The sequence below is a fragment of the Thiocapsa bogorovii genome (genome assembly GCF_021228795.1).
Classification (GTDB): domain Bacteria; phylum Pseudomonadota; class Gammaproteobacteria; order Chromatiales; family Chromatiaceae; genus Thiocapsa; species Thiocapsa bogorovii.
The window spans coordinates 1,490,422-1,504,729 of the sequence record NZ_CP089309.1 but is presented as its reverse complement, the minus strand read 5'-3'; the positions used below and the strand labels follow the sequence as shown (position 1 = coordinate 1,504,729).

15 protein-coding genes and 2 pseudogenes are annotated in these 14,308 nt (G+C 62.8%); 6 read left to right on the top strand and 11 right to left on the bottom strand.

Annotated elements, in window-relative coordinates:
- Positions 1-306 precede the first annotated feature (306 nt).
- From LT988_RS25220 to LT988_RS25385, 3 genes and pseudogenes are all read left to right on the top strand, one after another.
- On the top strand, positions 307-435 hold the full coding sequence (locus LT988_RS25220) for a hypothetical protein (protein WP_269752108.1): 129 nt from the start codon (positions 307-309) through the stop codon (positions 433-435).
- Positions 436-934: 499 nt separating this feature from the next.
- Positions 935-997 (top strand): annotated as a pseudogene (locus tag LT988_RS25390) (hypothetical protein); the annotation flags it as partial.
- A gap of 9 nt (positions 998-1,006) precedes the next feature.
- Positions 1,007-1,138, top strand: a complete 132-nt coding sequence (locus LT988_RS25385) for a hypothetical protein (RefSeq protein WP_332460548.1) — start codon at positions 1,007-1,009, stop codon at positions 1,136-1,138.
- Positions 1,139-1,187: 49 nt separating this feature from the next.
- On the opposite strand, the gene hemP is transcribed toward LT988_RS25385, so the two are convergent.
- Entirely contained in the window at positions 1,188-1,376 is a 189-nt protein-coding gene (hemP, locus tag LT988_RS06730) for a hemin uptake protein HemP (RefSeq protein WP_232409442.1), read from the bottom strand.
- Between the two features lie 622 nt (positions 1,377-1,998).
- Here hemP and LT988_RS25380 point away from each other — a divergent pair.
- Positions 1,999-2,340 (top strand): annotated as a pseudogene (locus LT988_RS25380) (DUF1016 N-terminal domain-containing protein); the annotation flags it as partial.
- Between the two features lie 64 nt (positions 2,341-2,404).
- A complete protein-coding gene (locus tag LT988_RS06720) occupies positions 2,405-2,821 on the top strand; it encodes a JAB domain-containing protein (protein ID WP_232409441.1) in 417 nt (138 codons plus the stop codon).
- A gap of 26 nt (positions 2,822-2,847) precedes the next feature.
- Here LT988_RS06720 and LT988_RS06715 read toward each other — a convergent pair whose 3' ends face one another.
- The 10 genes from LT988_RS06715 to LT988_RS06670 all read right to left on the bottom strand — a co-directional run bounded on the left by LT988_RS06715 (position 2,848) and on the right by LT988_RS06670 (position 12,611).
- Positions 2,848-4,416, bottom strand: a complete 1,569-nt coding sequence (locus tag LT988_RS06715) for a sigma 54-interacting transcriptional regulator (protein WP_232409440.1) — start codon at positions 4,414-4,416, stop codon at positions 2,848-2,850.
- A gap of 43 nt (positions 4,417-4,459) precedes the next feature.
- On the bottom strand, positions 4,460-4,702 hold the full coding sequence (locus LT988_RS06710; RefSeq protein ID WP_232409439.1) for an FmdB family zinc ribbon protein: 243 nt from the start codon (positions 4,700-4,702) through the stop codon (positions 4,460-4,462).
- Between the two features lie 89 nt (positions 4,703-4,791).
- The gene (locus LT988_RS06705) at positions 4,792-5,445 is read right to left on the bottom strand and encodes a beta-class carbonic anhydrase (protein ID WP_232409438.1); all 654 of its coding nucleotides are present in this window, start codon (positions 5,443-5,445) and stop codon (positions 4,792-4,794) included.
- A 256-nt stretch (positions 5,446-5,701) separates the two neighbouring features.
- Positions 5,702-7,189, bottom strand: coding sequence for a protein adenylyltransferase SelO (locus tag LT988_RS06700; RefSeq protein WP_232409437.1), 1,488 nt, complete (start codon positions 7,187-7,189; stop codon positions 5,702-5,704).
- Positions 7,190-7,467: 278 nt separating this feature from the next.
- Positions 7,468-8,676, bottom strand: coding sequence for a carbohydrate porin (locus LT988_RS06695; protein WP_232409436.1), 1,209 nt, complete (start codon positions 8,674-8,676; stop codon positions 7,468-7,470).
- A gap of 462 nt (positions 8,677-9,138) precedes the next feature.
- Positions 9,139-9,477, bottom strand: coding sequence for a TusE/DsrC/DsvC family sulfur relay protein (locus LT988_RS06690; RefSeq protein ID WP_232409435.1), 339 nt, complete (start codon positions 9,475-9,477; stop codon positions 9,139-9,141).
- 284 nt (positions 9,478-9,761) lie between these two features.
- Positions 9,762-10,463, bottom strand: a complete 702-nt coding sequence (gene cas6, locus LT988_RS06685; protein ID WP_232409434.1) for a type I-MYXAN CRISPR-associated protein Cas6/Cmx6 — start codon at positions 10,461-10,463, stop codon at positions 9,762-9,764.
- A 59-nt stretch (positions 10,464-10,522) separates the two neighbouring features.
- Positions 10,523-11,242 carry a hypothetical protein gene (locus LT988_RS06680; protein WP_232409433.1) on the bottom strand — a complete coding sequence of 240 codons (720 nt, stop codon included), beginning with the start codon at positions 11,240-11,242 and terminating at the stop codon, positions 10,523-10,525.
- A gap of 49 nt (positions 11,243-11,291) precedes the next feature.
- The gene (locus LT988_RS06675; RefSeq protein WP_093028002.1) at positions 11,292-11,483 is read right to left on the bottom strand and encodes a sulfur relay protein DsrC; all 192 of its coding nucleotides are present in this window, start codon (positions 11,481-11,483) and stop codon (positions 11,292-11,294) included.
- Between the two features lie 156 nt (positions 11,484-11,639).
- Complete coding sequence (locus LT988_RS06670; RefSeq protein WP_232409432.1) at positions 11,640-12,611, bottom strand: TauD/TfdA dioxygenase family protein; 972 nt, start codon at positions 12,609-12,611, stop codon at positions 11,640-11,642.
- 412 nt (positions 12,612-13,023) lie between these two features.
- On the opposite strand from LT988_RS06670, the gene dsrA reads away from it, so the two are divergent.
- On the top strand, positions 13,024-14,277 hold the full coding sequence (gene dsrA, locus LT988_RS06665; RefSeq protein ID WP_232409431.1) for a dissimilatory-type sulfite reductase subunit alpha: 1,254 nt from the start codon (positions 13,024-13,026) through the stop codon (positions 14,275-14,277).
- Positions 14,278-14,308: the final 31 nt, after the last annotated feature.

Genomic DNA, 14,308 nt, shown 5'->3' with positions numbered 1-14,308 from the left:
CGAGAACGACGACGGTGACCGAGTCGCCAAGCTCCGGCGCCAATTTGAGAAGCGGATCGCCGTTGATTTCACCCGCGTTCCCTTTGCGCTTCGGAGTCGGTTCGGACCAGGAATCGGTCCGGTAGAGGGCACGGCATCGAGTCGGGATGTTCAAGGCAGCCCCTCGACGGCCCTTGTCGCAGCCGAGATCCAACTGGGCAGCGCCCTGCCGATCCAGGATCGAGAGGTCTAAACGCCGGCCTCGGTTTGCCGAATCCGGCGGCGCCCGCGTAACCCGCCTACGCCAACGACGAGCTCACGCGGTTTATGACCGAGGCGTTCGTGCACTCCGGCCGTTTCAGTGTCTCTTCCTGCGACGCCGGCGGGGCGCTAGAGCCGGCGATCGGGTACTGGGAGATCATCGTCGCGGCGCTAAACATCGGCGGCAGCTTTTGAGTCCGCGGGGCCAACAAGGTCGGCGGGAAACGCGGTTCAGCCCGCACTCGATCCGCAAACCGTCGTTGGTGCCCATCATGACGCCTTTGTCCATCCAATCTCGCCCGATCCGGATCTCTCTCGCTATTGCGCTTATGAGCGCGGCCCATGCCGATGCCCATTTCCAAGAGCTCATCCCGTCCACGGATATCGTCAACGCCGAGACCGGCAACGCCCTGACGCTGGAGATGCGTTTCACCCATCCGATGTAGGGTGGTCCGCTGATGGTCATGGGAGAGCCCGTGCGGTTGGGAGTGCTGAGTTCGGGCGGTCGGGAAGACCTTAAGTCGAGACTTCAGGCGCAGGAGATCGACGGCAAACTCACCTACCGTCTTGACTATAGGTTCGTCCCTACGGACTCTGGACCGGCAATCTCTTTCAGGGGATCGTCAAACGAGACGGAAAGCCGGTCCCCTTTGCCGAGGCCGAGGTCGAGGTCGAGTAGCGCAACGACGGTTCGATCACGCCGCCCGCGGATCCCTACATCACGCAGGTCATCAAGACCGATGCGAACGGAGTCTTCAGTTATGCAATGCCCCGAGCGGGTTGGTGGGGGTTCGCAGCGCTGCTCGAGGGTGACGAGCCGATGAAGAATCCCCACGGCGAAGAGGTTTCGGTCGAGCAGGGTGCACTGATCTGGATCCAGACCCGAGAGATGCGCTGATGAGGGTTGTGGATACGGGCGACGGCTCGGCGAGGACGCGTCTGCTCGGCTATTTCGTCAAGATCAGTTTGTTGTTTCGCGTCATCCTCAGGACGTAGCGATCGCCCGCATGATCGATCAGAAGCAGGTTGTTGCCGCGCAGCAGCGCGTTGCTGTCGATCCGCGGCAGTTCCGCCTGCATGGCGGTGGCTGACTGTGCACGTTGACTTGGGCTTTCGGATAGGGATTCTCTCGGCATGGCCGTCACTCCGGGCGAGTCGTTATACAAATGCGAATCGTTGGCATTAAGGTTATGTCGCCATCCGCTCCCTGTCAAGTCGCCCCCGCGATCATCTTTGCGATCATTCCGGTGATCTCCGTCGGCCTTCGTCGCGGCCGAATCCGTCGAGTTGGATCTGCGCAGTGATCGAATGCCTGCGCGGAATTGACCTCGGCCTGGCTGGCTCTCGCAGGTTCCGACGACAGGACGCACAGCACGTTCTCCATCGCATTCCCCGATACTTGGTGAAACCTGGCAGAATCCAGGGCATCTTCGGTGGACGGGCCTGAACATCGGCACCCTGTCCTCTGGTCCACTGTTCGACGAGCAGGTCAAGTGTTTCCGGCGCTAAGACTTTGCCTATCACAAGGTCGGCGTCGTCTTTTGGCAGTTGGACGAAAACGACCGGCCTGCCACCGTCACCGAGCCGTGCGAGAAGGCGTTCACGGCGGCAAACCTCAAGAAGGAGCAAGAGTTCTACGACAGCGAGCTGACGTTTCGCGTACGTCTGACGATCGGCGGAACCGAGACGACGCGGACCGTCACCCTTGGTCCGAAAGACGAGCTGATTCGCGAACAAACGGAAACTCTCTCACAGTGCGTGAGAGATCTGGTCGCGGCCGTTCCCTGGGGACATCATGCCAACGCACTGGCAAAGCTGAACGACCCGGCCGCCCGTTTATACGACCTTCAGGCGACCGCCCGACTCGGCTGGTCGCGCAATGTCCTGCTCAATCAGATCAAGGCCGGGTCCTACGAGCGGGCCAGGTTGGAGAACAAGACCCACAAATTCGACCTCGCCCTGCCGGAGCATCTCTCCGACCAGGCGGACGAGATGCTCGAGAACGCCTACAACCCCGAATTTCTCGGCCTGCGTCAAGCGGTCAAGGACCGGCTGATCCAGCGACTGCGTGATTTCCTCTTTGAGCTGGGCTACGGCTTCTGTTTCGTGGGTCGCCAATACCGTCTCGTTCTCGGCGAGAAGGAGTATTTCATCGACATTGGTGATGGCGGCCCTGGAGTTTGCGCGTCGCCGCATCAAGCCCGACTGGGTAAGGATCGAGATGCAAGCCGACTTGTTGCCGCATGTGCGCCATTGTGCCGACCGCGGGCAAGAGCATTTCCTCTGCGCCGGCATCGACGGGGCGAACGAGATCATCAACATCCGGGCCGTGTTCATCGGGCTGGTCGACCGAACGCACGTTCATCCGCGCGAGGCGTTCGCCGACGCCTTGACCGTCCGGGCCTCGGCCGTGATCGTTTCCCACAACCATCCCGCCGGGAGTCTGGAGCCGTCCCCGGCGGATCTCGATGTGACCCGTGAGCTCAAGGCCGCAGGGGAGCTGCTGGACATCGGGTTGCCCGATCACATCATCTTCAACCGCACGGCCTATTTCAGTTTTCTGGAGGCGGGGTGTCTTTGACGAGCGACGGCGCAGCCGTCGCGACTCTACCTGTAGTCCGCAGCCCTGAGTCCTTGCGCCTTGAGCTTCATGCGGACCGCTCGCGGCGTGATCCCCATCTGAGTCGCGATTTGATCGACATTGCCGTGACTGACCTCCAAGGCCCGGACGAGCGTGTCGACCTCGGCCTGCTTGGCGGCTTGCTGTTTGCGCGCGCGCCATGCCGGGACGGGTTCGCTCGGCACAGTCACCGGGACGTCGATGTCTGTAATCCGAGCATCGGCGGCGAAGATGAAGGCACGCTCGAGGACGTTTTCCATCTCCCGAATGTTGCCCGGCCAGGGGTAGGAGAAGGCTTTCAGGCGAGCGGCTTGAACCAATGTCTTTTCGGTCGTGGCGTAGCGTTGGGCGAGCTTGCGGAGGATGTGCCTGATCAGGGCGTCGATGTCCTCGGTGCGCTCGCGCAAGGGCGGGATCGCGATCGGTACCACGTTGAGTCGATAGAAGAGGTCGCGGCGAAAATGTCCGGCGTCGACCAGCGCCACGATCTCACGGTTGGATGCGGCGATGATCCGGACGTCCGAACGCAGAGAGCGCTTGCCGCCGACGCGTTCGTACTCGCCTTCCTGGATGACACGCAACAACTTGGCCTGTGCCGAAAGCGGGAGCGAGTCGATCTCGTCGAGGAAAAGCGTCCCTTTTTCGGCCCGTTCGAAGTAACCATGGTGGACCTCGTAGGCGCCCGTGAAGGCACCTTTCTCATGTCCGAAGAGGGCCGTTTCGACCAGGTTCTCGGGGATGGCCCCGCAGTTGACCGTGACCATCGGCTTGTCGCGACGGGCGCTGAGCCCATGCAGTGCGCGTGCGACCAACTCTTTCCCGCAGCCGGTTTCGCCGGTGATCATGACGGTCACGTCCGTGGGGGCCACGATCCGGACGGCCCGCAGGGCATCGCGCATGGCCGCCGACTCCGCGACGATCGGCTGCAGGGCTGCATCGGGGCTGCCGATTCCGACCGGCGGCGGGCACCAGTTCTCGCGCAGTCGCCGCCGAACCTTGGGTGTCATGAGTGTCGTGAGGTTTCCCGAGGTCAGGCGCTCGCCGTCCGCCCGGTACTCGGTCCCCTCGTTGCGTGCGGCAAGCTGCGGATCCAGATAGATGCAGACATCGCAGGAGCCATCCCCGCCCGCGATCGTCTGTCGCAACTCCACCTTCGCATAGCCGAAGTGGCGCGCGGCGATTCCGCCGAAGACGCTCGACGTCATCCGGCAGAGCGAGGGTGCATGTCTGACCTGCTCGCCGAAGGGGCAGCGGCTGTTGACGACCCGAACCATCCCGGCCTCGCCGGAGGCGCGGGAAAATCGCCCGCCGATCTGATTCTTGATCTCGACGATCAGGTCAGCGTATTGGTCCCGGTCCATCGGCTGCGAAGAGCCGAGAACCTCGCGCGCCTTTTCCTCGAGGCAAACACCGGCCGTCAAGCCGATCTGCTCGATGTGCTCGAGGTGAGCGGCACAATTGGGACATTCGGCCCGATCCATCGCCTTGGCGATCTCGGACACGAAGGATTGGAGAAAAGCGACCGCGCGTGACGGTGAATCGGTCGTTTCGGGCATGTTCGATGCCGTCAACGTTCTCGGTCGAAAAAAGAAACGGCCATCACGCGTGCCCGCACCCGCATCCGGGGCCGTGTCTGTGCGTCTGCGGCGTGTCGGCAGGCTGCAGCGAGCGAACGGCCTGATCGCGCCCCTGGGCCATGCGGCCGTGTACTGCCGGGGCGGAGAGAAAGACCCGAGCCGTTACGCCCCCGCAGGCGGGACAGGGCGGCGGCTCGGCGGTCATGGCCCGCGAGGTCTCGAAGGAGGCTTGGCAGCAGGTGCACTGGTAGTCGTAGAGCGGCATCGGATGACTCCCTTTTGATTTCAACGCTCGTCGTCGAGCAAGGCTCGTGCGGCGAGGGAAATCGGCGCCCGAGCCGGGCGCCGTTTCGATCAACGCCAGCGGTTGGGTTGCGGCGTCGTGACGCCGAACTGCGCGGAGGTGACATCCGTGCGGGCACGCTTCTCGTCATCGAGTACCGGCGGGCGCAAGCGCCGGGTCTCCACCTCCCAGACCCAGCCGCTGACGACCACGTCCTTCGGAATCAGCGGGTGATTTCGGAAGGTCTCCACCGTCTTCATGCAGGTCACGTCCACATCGTCCATCATCCCGATCCATTTCGCGAAGCCGCCCGGATCGAGCTTCAACTCGGGCAAGGTCGGATCCAGAGCCAGCGCGTCGATGTCGACGCCTTTGGCCCGGAGGGCCGCTTCCAGGTCCTTGGCGTTCGCAGACAACATCCCGCATTGGGTATGTTGGACGATAACGATCTCCTGTGTTCCGAAGAAATTGCAGGTGAGCATCGCCGATCGGATCGCGTCGTCCGTGACGATCCCGCCGGCGTTTCGGAAGCAATGGGCATCGCCGCCGCCGACCGGGCTATCGACCCGAATCCCGAGCGCTTCATCGACCGGCAGGCGTTCGTCCATACAGGCCAATACCCAGAGTCTGCGATTGTTGGGGCCGTCCGGACCGTAGCGGCGGCGCGTCGCCCAATGGTCATAGGCATCGACACGTGCGTTGATCTCGTCTTTCAGATAGCTCATCGCGTTTCTCCCACCCTCAGTTGGTGTTCTGGTTGGCCGAGAACGGCAACCGGAGCGCGGCAAAGATTGCGCCAGGGTGGGATACGATCATCATCAATAGCTTAGTGTAGTGGTTGGATTTGGGTTCGTCGTCGATTTGGGTGAAATCCGAAATAACCAAATTAAAAACAATGTGTTGTTATTTTGAAGATATGCTTCCAAAAAGGAAGCGCTACTTCCGAATGGATGATGATCGGTCTTCTCCGACAGTGTTGGCTCAGGTCCCGCAGAAGGTCCTCAAGACACGCTCCTTCTCCTGCGGCGGCTCGGTGTAGCCGGCGAGCTCGGGCCGATCCTCGTAGGGGCGCGCGAGGACGTGCAGGATGGTTTCGAATGGTCCGAAGTCATTCTGCTCGACGGCCGCATTCAGCGCCTGCTCGACGCGATGGTTGCGCGGAATGACCGCCGGATTGGTTTGGCGCATCCGCTCGGCACGCTCGGCGGGGGTTTGCGGATCCCGTTCGAGACGCGCGCGCCACTGCGCGGACCAGGCGTCATAGGCTTGCGGGTCGACGAACAGATCCCTGACGCCGCTGTCTGCCCGTGGATCCGCGGCCGCGTCGCAGAGGCGGCGGAAGGTCAGTGTGAAATCGGCCCCCGATGCCTTCATGACGTCCAAGAGCCCATGGATGAGATCGACATCGTCCGGCTCGCTGGAGGCGAGGCCGAGCTTGCGTCGCATGCCGGCGGTCCAGTGCTCTTCGTAGCGGCCGAAGAAGCTGCGGATCAAGTCGGTCGCCTGTTGGATTGCGGCGTCAGATGCCCCGTCGATCAGGGGCAGCAGGGTCTCGGCGAAGCGTGCGAGGTTCCACTGGGCAATTCCCGGCTGATTGCCGTACGCGTACCGGCCGCCGCGGTCGATCGAGCTGAAGACGGTGGCCGGGTCATAGGCGTCCATGAAGGCGCAGGGCCCGTAATCGATCGTCTCGCCCGAGATCGCCATGTTGTCGGTGTTCATGACGCCGTGGATGAAACCCACGTGCATCCAGGCGGCGACCAGGGCGGCTTGTCGCTCCAAGACGGCTTCGATCAGCGCGAGATAGGGCGAGTCGGCCAGGGCGGCTTCCGGGAAATGGCGAGCGATGACGTGATCGGCGAGATGCCGCACGGCCCGGGTGTCGCCGCGCGAGGCGAAATACTGGAAGGTCCCGACGCGAATATGGCTGCTCGCGACGCGTGTCAGGATGGCGCCGGGTAGGATCGTCTCGCGATAGACCGGCTCGCCCGTCGTGACGGCGGCGAGCGCACGGGTGGTTGGAACCCCGAGCGCGTGCATCGCCTCGGCAAGGATATATTCGCGCAGGACAGGTCCGAGCGCCGCGCGCCCGTCGCCGCTGCGTGAGAAGGGCGTCTGTCCGGAGCCCTTCAGTTGGATGTCGCGACGCTTCCCGGCTCGGTCGACCACCTCGCCGATCAGGATCGCCCTGCCGTCGCCGAGCTGCGGGACGAAGTTGCCGAACTGATGGCCCGCGTACGCCATCGCGATCGGCTCGCCGCCGTCCGGCAGGAGATTGCCGGCGAAAAGCAGCGCAGCCACTTCCGGCTCCGCCGCCGATGGATCCAGGCCGAGCTCTTCGAACAGCGCCCCGTTCAGCTTGATCAAGCCGGGCGCCGTAACGGGCGTGGGGTGGATGCGGGCGTGAAAATGATCCGGGAGACGTCGATAACTGTTGTCGAACGGGAAGCGAATGGCCTGCTGAGTCATGCGGCTGGTCTGCTGTCGTCTGGGAGTCGTTACAGTATGCATGCGGCCATCCCGGCAATTCGCAACTGAACCGCAACTGAACCGCGTGCCCCGCGAGACGTGCGCTCCGAGGTGTTTTCGGCCCTCTAGCCCGAGAGCAGCCTCGGCGCGACGCGGTTCAGGAGATCGTTTTTAAGATCATGAAACCGCGTCGGCTCCAGCGGTTCTTTGGTCGCCGCGAGGCGAACGATCCCGGCAACAAGGCATGACGCACCGGACGCGGTTTCATCGCGGTTTCATCAAAGCTCCGCGACCAGGCGCATACCGAAGATCCAGCCATCGATGTCCTCGCCACTGTCGTAGGCGTCGGCCATGTACTGGATGTCGGCGGTGAGGGCGAGCACGTCGTTGGCGGCGAAGCGGTAATAGAGTTCGGCGACGTTCGTGTTGGTGATCCCGGTATCGGCGCCGTCGAGATAGCCGTAGGCAATGCCGACGGTATCGGCCTCGCGGCCCCAGAGGCCGCCGCCGAGCTGCAGACCGCCGGTGTAGAGTCCGCGGTAGTCCAGGATGCCCTGGTGGTCGGTCCAGGCCAGGCGCAGGAAGGCACCGACACGATCACCGAGGGCCTGGTCGAAGGACAGGCCGTAGCCCATCAGGTCGGTCTTTTCAGGGGTGTCCTCGGCAGCGAGCGGCCCTGCGTTCTCGGGCCCGTCCGTCTCCTCGCCGCGCTCCGGGCGCGGCTCGAAGAAAGCCGTTGAGGTTCCGGTCATCACGGCGCGGTATTGGCCCTCCCCGAGTGCGGTGGCGAGCCGATAGCCGAGCTGCGCGCCCCAGAAGTTGTAGTTGTTGCCGTCGTCGTTCTCGCCGATGTTCAGCGCCGCGACCTTGATCTCCCAGTCTCCCAGCGCGAGCTCGAGCGCCGCGCCGGCGTCGTAGGAGGGCAGATTGAAGCCGCCGGAGTTCACGAACGCCTCGTTCATGAACTGGGTGAACTCGTCGTTGGCGTAGGCGTTCTCGTCCAGATAGGCGGTGGAGTCGATGATGCCGAAGGTGGTGCCGAGGGTGGCGTCCTCGCCCAGGGTGAAGGTGTGTTTGTACCAGACCTGCAGCAGGTGGTCGCGCCCGCGCCCGTTGATGTCCTGAAGATCGTCCTCGAGATCGACCGCCCAGGGGGCGAGCACGAAGGGCGAGATCGCGTTCAGGCCGTCTTCGACGGCGAAGCCTAGCAGGACGTAGAGTTCGTCGCGGGCGCTCGGGCGAACGTCGAGCGCGAGCTGGAACGGCATGCCGCCGCGGCAGCTGTTCTCGGCGCGCTCCTGGCCGTCGGCATCGACCGAGCCGCCGAGACCCTCCTGGCACTGCCCCGCCGCAGCCAAGACTGCGCCGAGCGAGACGCGGTCGTTCAGCTCGTAGGCCCGACTCGGCGAGGCGAAGGTAGCCAACAGACCCGAGGCGAGCGCGGCCAATGCGAGCCCTCGGCGAGTCGGGTATTCGATGGGATACATATCCGAAACTCCATGCCGATACGAAAACAAATAGGAATCGTTCGCATTTATATATGGCATCGATCTTGGAGTAAAGGCGAATCTTTCTCCGGCGAACCCTGGAACATGGATCTCGATCACGCGAAGCGGACACCGGTTGGGGGGTGGCCCGGATCATCGACGAATCACGCGCAAACGCAGGGCGCGTGGCGCGAGCATGCTCAGGTGGAGGTCGCGGAGGATCGAGTCGTTGTCATTCGTGTCGCGGTCAGTGTCGGACGGCGTGCGCGAAATCGTCGGGAGGGGCTCGTGAGGTTCCTTGCGTCGGATCCGCGAGAATCGGAAGGGGGCGCGGGATGGAAGAAGGGGTCTTGCGCGGCCGGGATCCGGGTCGATTGTAGCTGTTGCGAAGGCTTGTCCCCGGTGACCCCGGGGAGGTGTTCGATCCGTCCGTGGATCGTCCGGCGGGCAATGCCGGTCGCGTCAGTAACCGCCCTTGCGCAGCACCTCGGGCAAGCCCGCGATCTTGGTGCCTTGTTTGGTCGGCGCAAGGGGGAAGAGGGTGTAGAGGTCCTTGCTCGTGGGTTTGGACCCCCACTTCTTGGCCATCTCTTTTAGAACCACGCGCTCCATGGGTTGGTTTTGGGCGTTGTCGTAGTACTCTTCCCTCAGATAGTTGATAACGTCCCAGTGCTTGTCGGTCAAGGTGATGCCCTCGATTTCGGCGAGCTTAAGCGCGACATCTTCGCTCCAGTCTGCGAGATCCTGAAGGTAGCCGCTTGGGGTCGTCTCGACGGTCTTGCCATTGACTTCGATGGCCATGGTTGCTCCTCTCGTCTTTGTTCGGCGGGGTACAGTCAATACGCGTGACGATGTACCCGTCATTAGGGTTTGATTCAAACTTCCTAATCTTATGATTTTGTGATGCACTCGTCACATTTTTTTGCGCGCCGTCGTTTTTCGAGTCTGCGGCTGCGGTGGTCCGAGTCTGGGGAGGCGGGCACCCGAGGTGCCTGGAGCGGAGGGTGTTCGGCGGCTACGGTGCGACGCCGCAGCGCGCTCGGGGCAAGCGTGTCTTTTCGGATAAGACCGGCGGCGAGTCGCGCTCAGCCCTGGCTCTGTTTGACCGAGTCGACGCCCTTATGGGGGATGAAGATGCCGCAACCGAGGAGGCGGTGGCGACCGAGTCCCCGTTGCTGAAGCCGGATGGATTCGTCGGGCGTGAGTCCGGCGAGCATCAGGCTGCGTGTCGGGATGGAGCCCTCGGGCGTGGCGAGCCGGTTGGTCCTGCCGCAGACGGCCTTGCGCACGCGGATGTCCATCTCGGCGAGGGCGCGCGCGGCGGTCTCGAGAAAGACACTCTCGTCTTCGCCCGCCCGGTCGGCGAGATCGAGCGCAACATATCGAGAGAACAGGGTGGTCTCGGTGCTCAACGGCTTGGCCTTGCCCGCGCCGACGACGAGTGTCTCTCCGCCGAGATCGAGCTTGGCCCCGGGAAGATCGCGCAGCAGCTCTGGGACGCGGTGTCGGGGAACCCGCAGAGTCAGCTTGGTCCGCCGGGAGACGGCGAGATAGGAGTCAGTCCCGTGCTCGGGTCGCTCCCATCCGTTCTGTGAACCGGCAACGTGCACCGAGTGCACGGCGACACCGGGCTCCTCGGCAATCCAGGGCAGCGTTTGTCGCAGCGCCTCGGCGAGTAGGTAGGCGTGGTCCACCGGGATGCATTTGCAGTCGATCCCGAAGAGGAGATCGACAATGTCGTCGGGCACGCGAATCCGGTCGTTGCTGTCGTCGTCATTCCAAAACATCGTCGTTGTCCGTGGGTGCGCTTGGGTGTGGTTCAGGGCCTGATCAGGCGGGCATCCGGTTATGCGAACGGGAGACGATCCTGCAGTGCTCGGCGGTCGAACCACCAGTCATCTTGAACCAGAACATCAACGACGTTACGCAAGCGGACCAAGAACTTCTCCGGCTCCTTGAGCTCGAGGCGCTCCATCCAGTGCTCGAGCTGCTCGGGCGTATCGACGCCGCTGTGTCGCCGAGCAACCATGCCGAGCATTTGTGTCGCGAAGAACATCAGATCGTCGCGTTGACGGTCTCGGGCACGCACGTCGGCGATGAATAGCGCAGTGGTCGCGGCCACTGCGGCGCCGTCGGCGTCGTCGGGCGTATCGTCGATCACGTGGCTCAGAAGCTCGATCGTCAGCTCCGGATCGATTGGGCATGTCACTGCCAGCCAGATTCCTTGGCCGAGCGCAACAAGAGATTCCTCTTGGCCAGCCTGAAACAAGACATCGCAGGCGTCTGCGGCAAGCTCGAAGGAGTCGTGCGCAATGAAATGGTCGAAGGCCGCGCGCCCGAGCGGCCAAGCCTCCTCTCCCCGCTCCAGGCTCACCAGTGTACGTGCGACCTGCAGCCGGGCGTCTGCGACCGCGTGCGCCGGCGCATGGATCCGAATCAGGTTTTGCAGCTGATCCTGCTGCACCTTCAAGTGCGACTCGAGAGATGCGTTCTCGGCGCTGCGATTGATGATCGAATCGGCCGCCGTATCGGAGATCTGCGTTGCCAGAAGGTCGAACTGTTTCATGATGCCGCCTTCCCGTGTTCGGGGCGATGCTCGGATCTGGGCTCTGGGATCATCGTACGAGCCCGCTGAAGGCCGCCTCGAGGCGGTCCTCCCAGTTTTCCGGGGTATCCGGGTAGGGTGGCTTGACGTCCATCCTGAAAAAACGCTCGCCAGAGCGCGCAACCGCCTGGATGACGGGGACGAGCTCGTCGAACGATTCGATGTCTTGGTTCGAAACCAGTATTTCGCTGAGCTTGAGCATGGATCGCTGCTACTGCTCCCTTGTCGTTGGGTTGATGTTGAGACCTTCGCCCGGCCGGCGTTCTTGCGGCCACGAGTCGTTGCCTCGTTGTTTTCGTGGTGTCTGGCGGTAGGACGACACCGAAGGCCGCGCACGCGCGTCGCTTGGGATCGAACCTCAGTCGAGGTCGATTCGATCCAGGAAACGGATTCGATAGAGCAGTCGCGCCTTCGCGGGATCCTCGTCATCGTCGAAGCCAGAGCGACAGTGCAGGACGTTGTTCGACACCAGCGCTTCACCTGGCCTTAGCTTGTACCTGAACGTGAAGACATCCGGGCGGGAAAACAACCGATCCAGCGCGGCTCGCGCCGCATGCGTGTCAGGCGTGTCGCGCCAGAGGACATGGCGTGCGCGTGCCGAATAACGCATGTGCAGATGTCCGTTTCGCACCGAGAAAACCGGCCCGACACTTTCCGCCCGACGTGTGCGCCCGTCTTGAACATGCGCCGGGATGGTCAGGGCTTGCGGGTGAGAGAGTGCCGCGATGTGCTGCGGTGATTCATCGCGCAGTTGCAGATAGGCCATCTCGTGATCGATCAGGCCATTCTCCCCGCCGTGACGCGCGGCGCGGACGCAGAACAGGCACCAGGCACCGACCTGTTCGTCCGTGGTGTTGTAGTACCCGTCGGTATGCCAGCTCAGCGGCTTGTCGGTGTAGGGGATGAATTCGCCGAGAGTGGTGCCGCCGGGAGGCTCGAGGTCTGTGTCCACGCGCGTCTCGTCGCCGGGGTTGGGTCCAGCGGAGTGGGTTCGACCGGAGTGAGGTCGACCGGGGTGAGTTCGTGAAGCGGCGATGTGGCTCACCGCAGAGGCGTCGGCGAACAGATTGGCATCCGCCCTCCGCAGTCCGAGCGCCCGCGTGAATGCCAGAAGAGTTTCGGTCTGGATCTCGGCGGGATCGACCGCGACCAGGGCCATATTGAAGGTATCGATCCGGGTCTTCAGCGCGTCGCGCTCTTCCGGCGTGGGTTGATCGAGCCGTCCGACGGGAACGCGCAGGTCGGCGTTTTCGGCCGGGTAAGCCCGCAGCTTCCGAGCCCTCCACTTCGAATAAGCGTTGGTCTGCGAGAGATCGAAAGGGTCGTCCACGGCGTCCACCCCCTGAATGAGCAAACTCGAATATTAGTGAATGTTGACTTAGCAGTCATCCGGATGTAGCATCTCCTGTCAATTTGCTCAAGCATGTTCGCCGCCAAAAACGACCGGGAGGACACCCGCCGCGGCGCTCTTGATGCCTCTATCCCGAATGGGATAGTCCGTGGGGTGATGGCCCTCCCAATCGTGGAATGGGCGTCGGCCCCGAGAGCCGGTAATTTAGCGAATGCCGATGGGGTCTCGGTAAGACTTCGGGCCCGATGCGCGCCGGCTGTGCAGGTACGCCAACCAGCCCGTGCCATGGCCAGACACTCGGTGAATCGGTTGCGTAGCGACACATGTCCGATTCGGTTTTATCGACATCCCGATCCCTTCCTGCTTCATTCTGATTCGGAGAGACAGCGCCATGGCTATCGAGAAGCACACGACCCCGATGCTTGATCAGCTCGAAACCGGCCCCTGGCCGAGTTTCATTTCGGGCATTAAGCGTCTCCGCGACGAGCATCCGGACGCCCGTATCAATGAGATGACCAATGATCTGCTAGGTCAGCTCGAGCACTCATACGAAACCCGCAAGGGCTATTGGAAGGGCGGCACCGTTTCGGTATTCGGGTACGGCGGCGGGATCATTCCGCGCTTCTCCGAGGTCGGCAAGGCCTTCCCGAAGTCCAAAGAATTCCATACGCTGCGCGTTCAGCCGCCGGCGGGTAACCATTATTCAACCGGCATGCTGCGTCAATTGGCCGACAGTTGGGAGAAGTGGGGCTCGGGCCTCGTGACCTTCCACGGTCAAACCGGGAACATCATGTTCATCGGCACCGACACCCAGAATACGCAGCACTTCTTCGACGAGATCAACGAGTACGGCTGGGATCTCGGCGGTGCCGGACCTTGTGTCCGCACGGCGATGTCCTGCGTCGGTGCTGCTCGCTGCGAGATGTCCTGCACGAACGAGCTCAAGGCACACCGAGCGCTGGTCAACAACTTCGTCGACGACGTCCATCGCCCGGCCCTCCCGTACAAGTTCAAGTTCAAGGTCTCCGGCTGCGCGAACGACTGCCAGAACGCCATCGAGCGCTCGGATTTCGCCGTGCTCGGCACTTGGCGAGACGACATGAAGGTCGACCAAGCCGAGGTCAAGAACTACATCGCCGATAAAGGCCGTCAGTACTATATCGACAATGTCATCACGCGTTGCCCGACTCAGGCGCTCAGCCTCACCGACGACAACACGTTGGTGGTCAATAATCGCGATTGCGTGCGCTGTATGCATTGCCTCAACGTGATGCCGAAGGCGCTGCATCCGGGAGACGACAAGGGTGTCACCATCCTGATCGGCGGAAAGCGTACCCTCAAGATCGGCGACCTGATGGGTACGGTTGTCGTTCCCTTCAAGAAGCTCGAGACCGAAGAGGACTACGAGTCCATGGTCGAGCTCGCCGAGACGATCATTGACTTCTGGGCTGAGAACGGTCTAGAGCATGAGCGTTGCGGCGAGATGATCGAGCGGATTGGCTTGGCCAACTTCCTCGACGGCATCGGCATCGAGCCGGATCCGAACATGCTGAGCCATCCCCGTCAAAGCTCCTACGTTCGGCTGGACGGATGGGACGAGGCGGCCGAGTCGTGGTTCGAGCGTCAAGCCGAAGCCGGCAAGTAAACCCGCAGCGACGCCCCAAGTGCCGCACGTC

What these genes read in the sequence shown, in the direction of transcription:
- LT988_RS06690 (WP_232409435.1), bottom strand. Translation starts at nt 9,477, where the DNA reads ATGGCCATCGAAGTCAATGGCAAGACCGTCGAGACGACCCCAAGCGGC.
- dsrA (WP_232409431.1), top strand. Translation starts at nt 13,024, where the DNA reads ATGGCTATCGAGAAGCACACGACCCCGATGCTTGATCAGCTCGAAACC.
- LT988_RS06695 (WP_232409436.1), bottom strand. Translation starts at nt 8,676, where the DNA reads ATGTATCCCATCGAATACCCGACTCGCCGAGGGCTCGCATTGGCCGCG.
- cas6 (WP_232409434.1), bottom strand. Translation starts at nt 10,463, where the DNA reads ATGTTTTGGAATGACGACGACAGCAACGACCGGATTCGCGTGCCCGAC.
- LT988_RS06720 (WP_232409441.1), top strand. Translation starts at nt 2,405, where the DNA reads ATGGCGGCCCTGGAGTTTGCGCGTCGCCGCATCAAGCCCGACTGGGTA.
- hemP (WP_232409442.1), bottom strand. Translation starts at nt 1,376, where the DNA reads ATGCCGAGAGAATCCCTATCCGAAAGCCCAAGTCAACGTGCACAGTCA.
- LT988_RS06675 (WP_093028002.1), bottom strand. Translation starts at nt 11,483, where the DNA reads ATGCTCAAGCTCAGCGAAATACTGGTTTCGAACCAAGACATCGAATCG.
- LT988_RS06680 (WP_232409433.1), bottom strand. Translation starts at nt 11,242, where the DNA reads ATGAAACAGTTCGACCTTCTGGCAACGCAGATCTCCGATACGGCGGCC.
- LT988_RS25385 (WP_332460548.1), top strand. Translation starts at nt 1,007, where the DNA reads ATGCCCCGAGCGGGTTGGTGGGGGTTCGCAGCGCTGCTCGAGGGTGAC.
- LT988_RS25220 (WP_269752108.1), top strand. Translation starts at nt 307, where the DNA reads ATGACCGAGGCGTTCGTGCACTCCGGCCGTTTCAGTGTCTCTTCCTGC.
- LT988_RS06710 (WP_232409439.1), bottom strand. Translation starts at nt 4,702, where the DNA reads ATGCCGCTCTACGACTACCAGTGCACCTGCTGCCAAGCCTCCTTCGAG.
- LT988_RS06700 (WP_232409437.1), bottom strand. Translation starts at nt 7,189, where the DNA reads ATGACTCAGCAGGCCATTCGCTTCCCGTTCGACAACAGTTATCGACGT.
- LT988_RS06715 (WP_232409440.1), bottom strand. Translation starts at nt 4,416, where the DNA reads ATGCCCGAAACGACCGATTCACCGTCACGCGCGGTCGCTTTTCTCCAA.
- LT988_RS06705 (WP_232409438.1), bottom strand. Translation starts at nt 5,445, where the DNA reads ATGAGCTATCTGAAAGACGAGATCAACGCACGTGTCGATGCCTATGAC.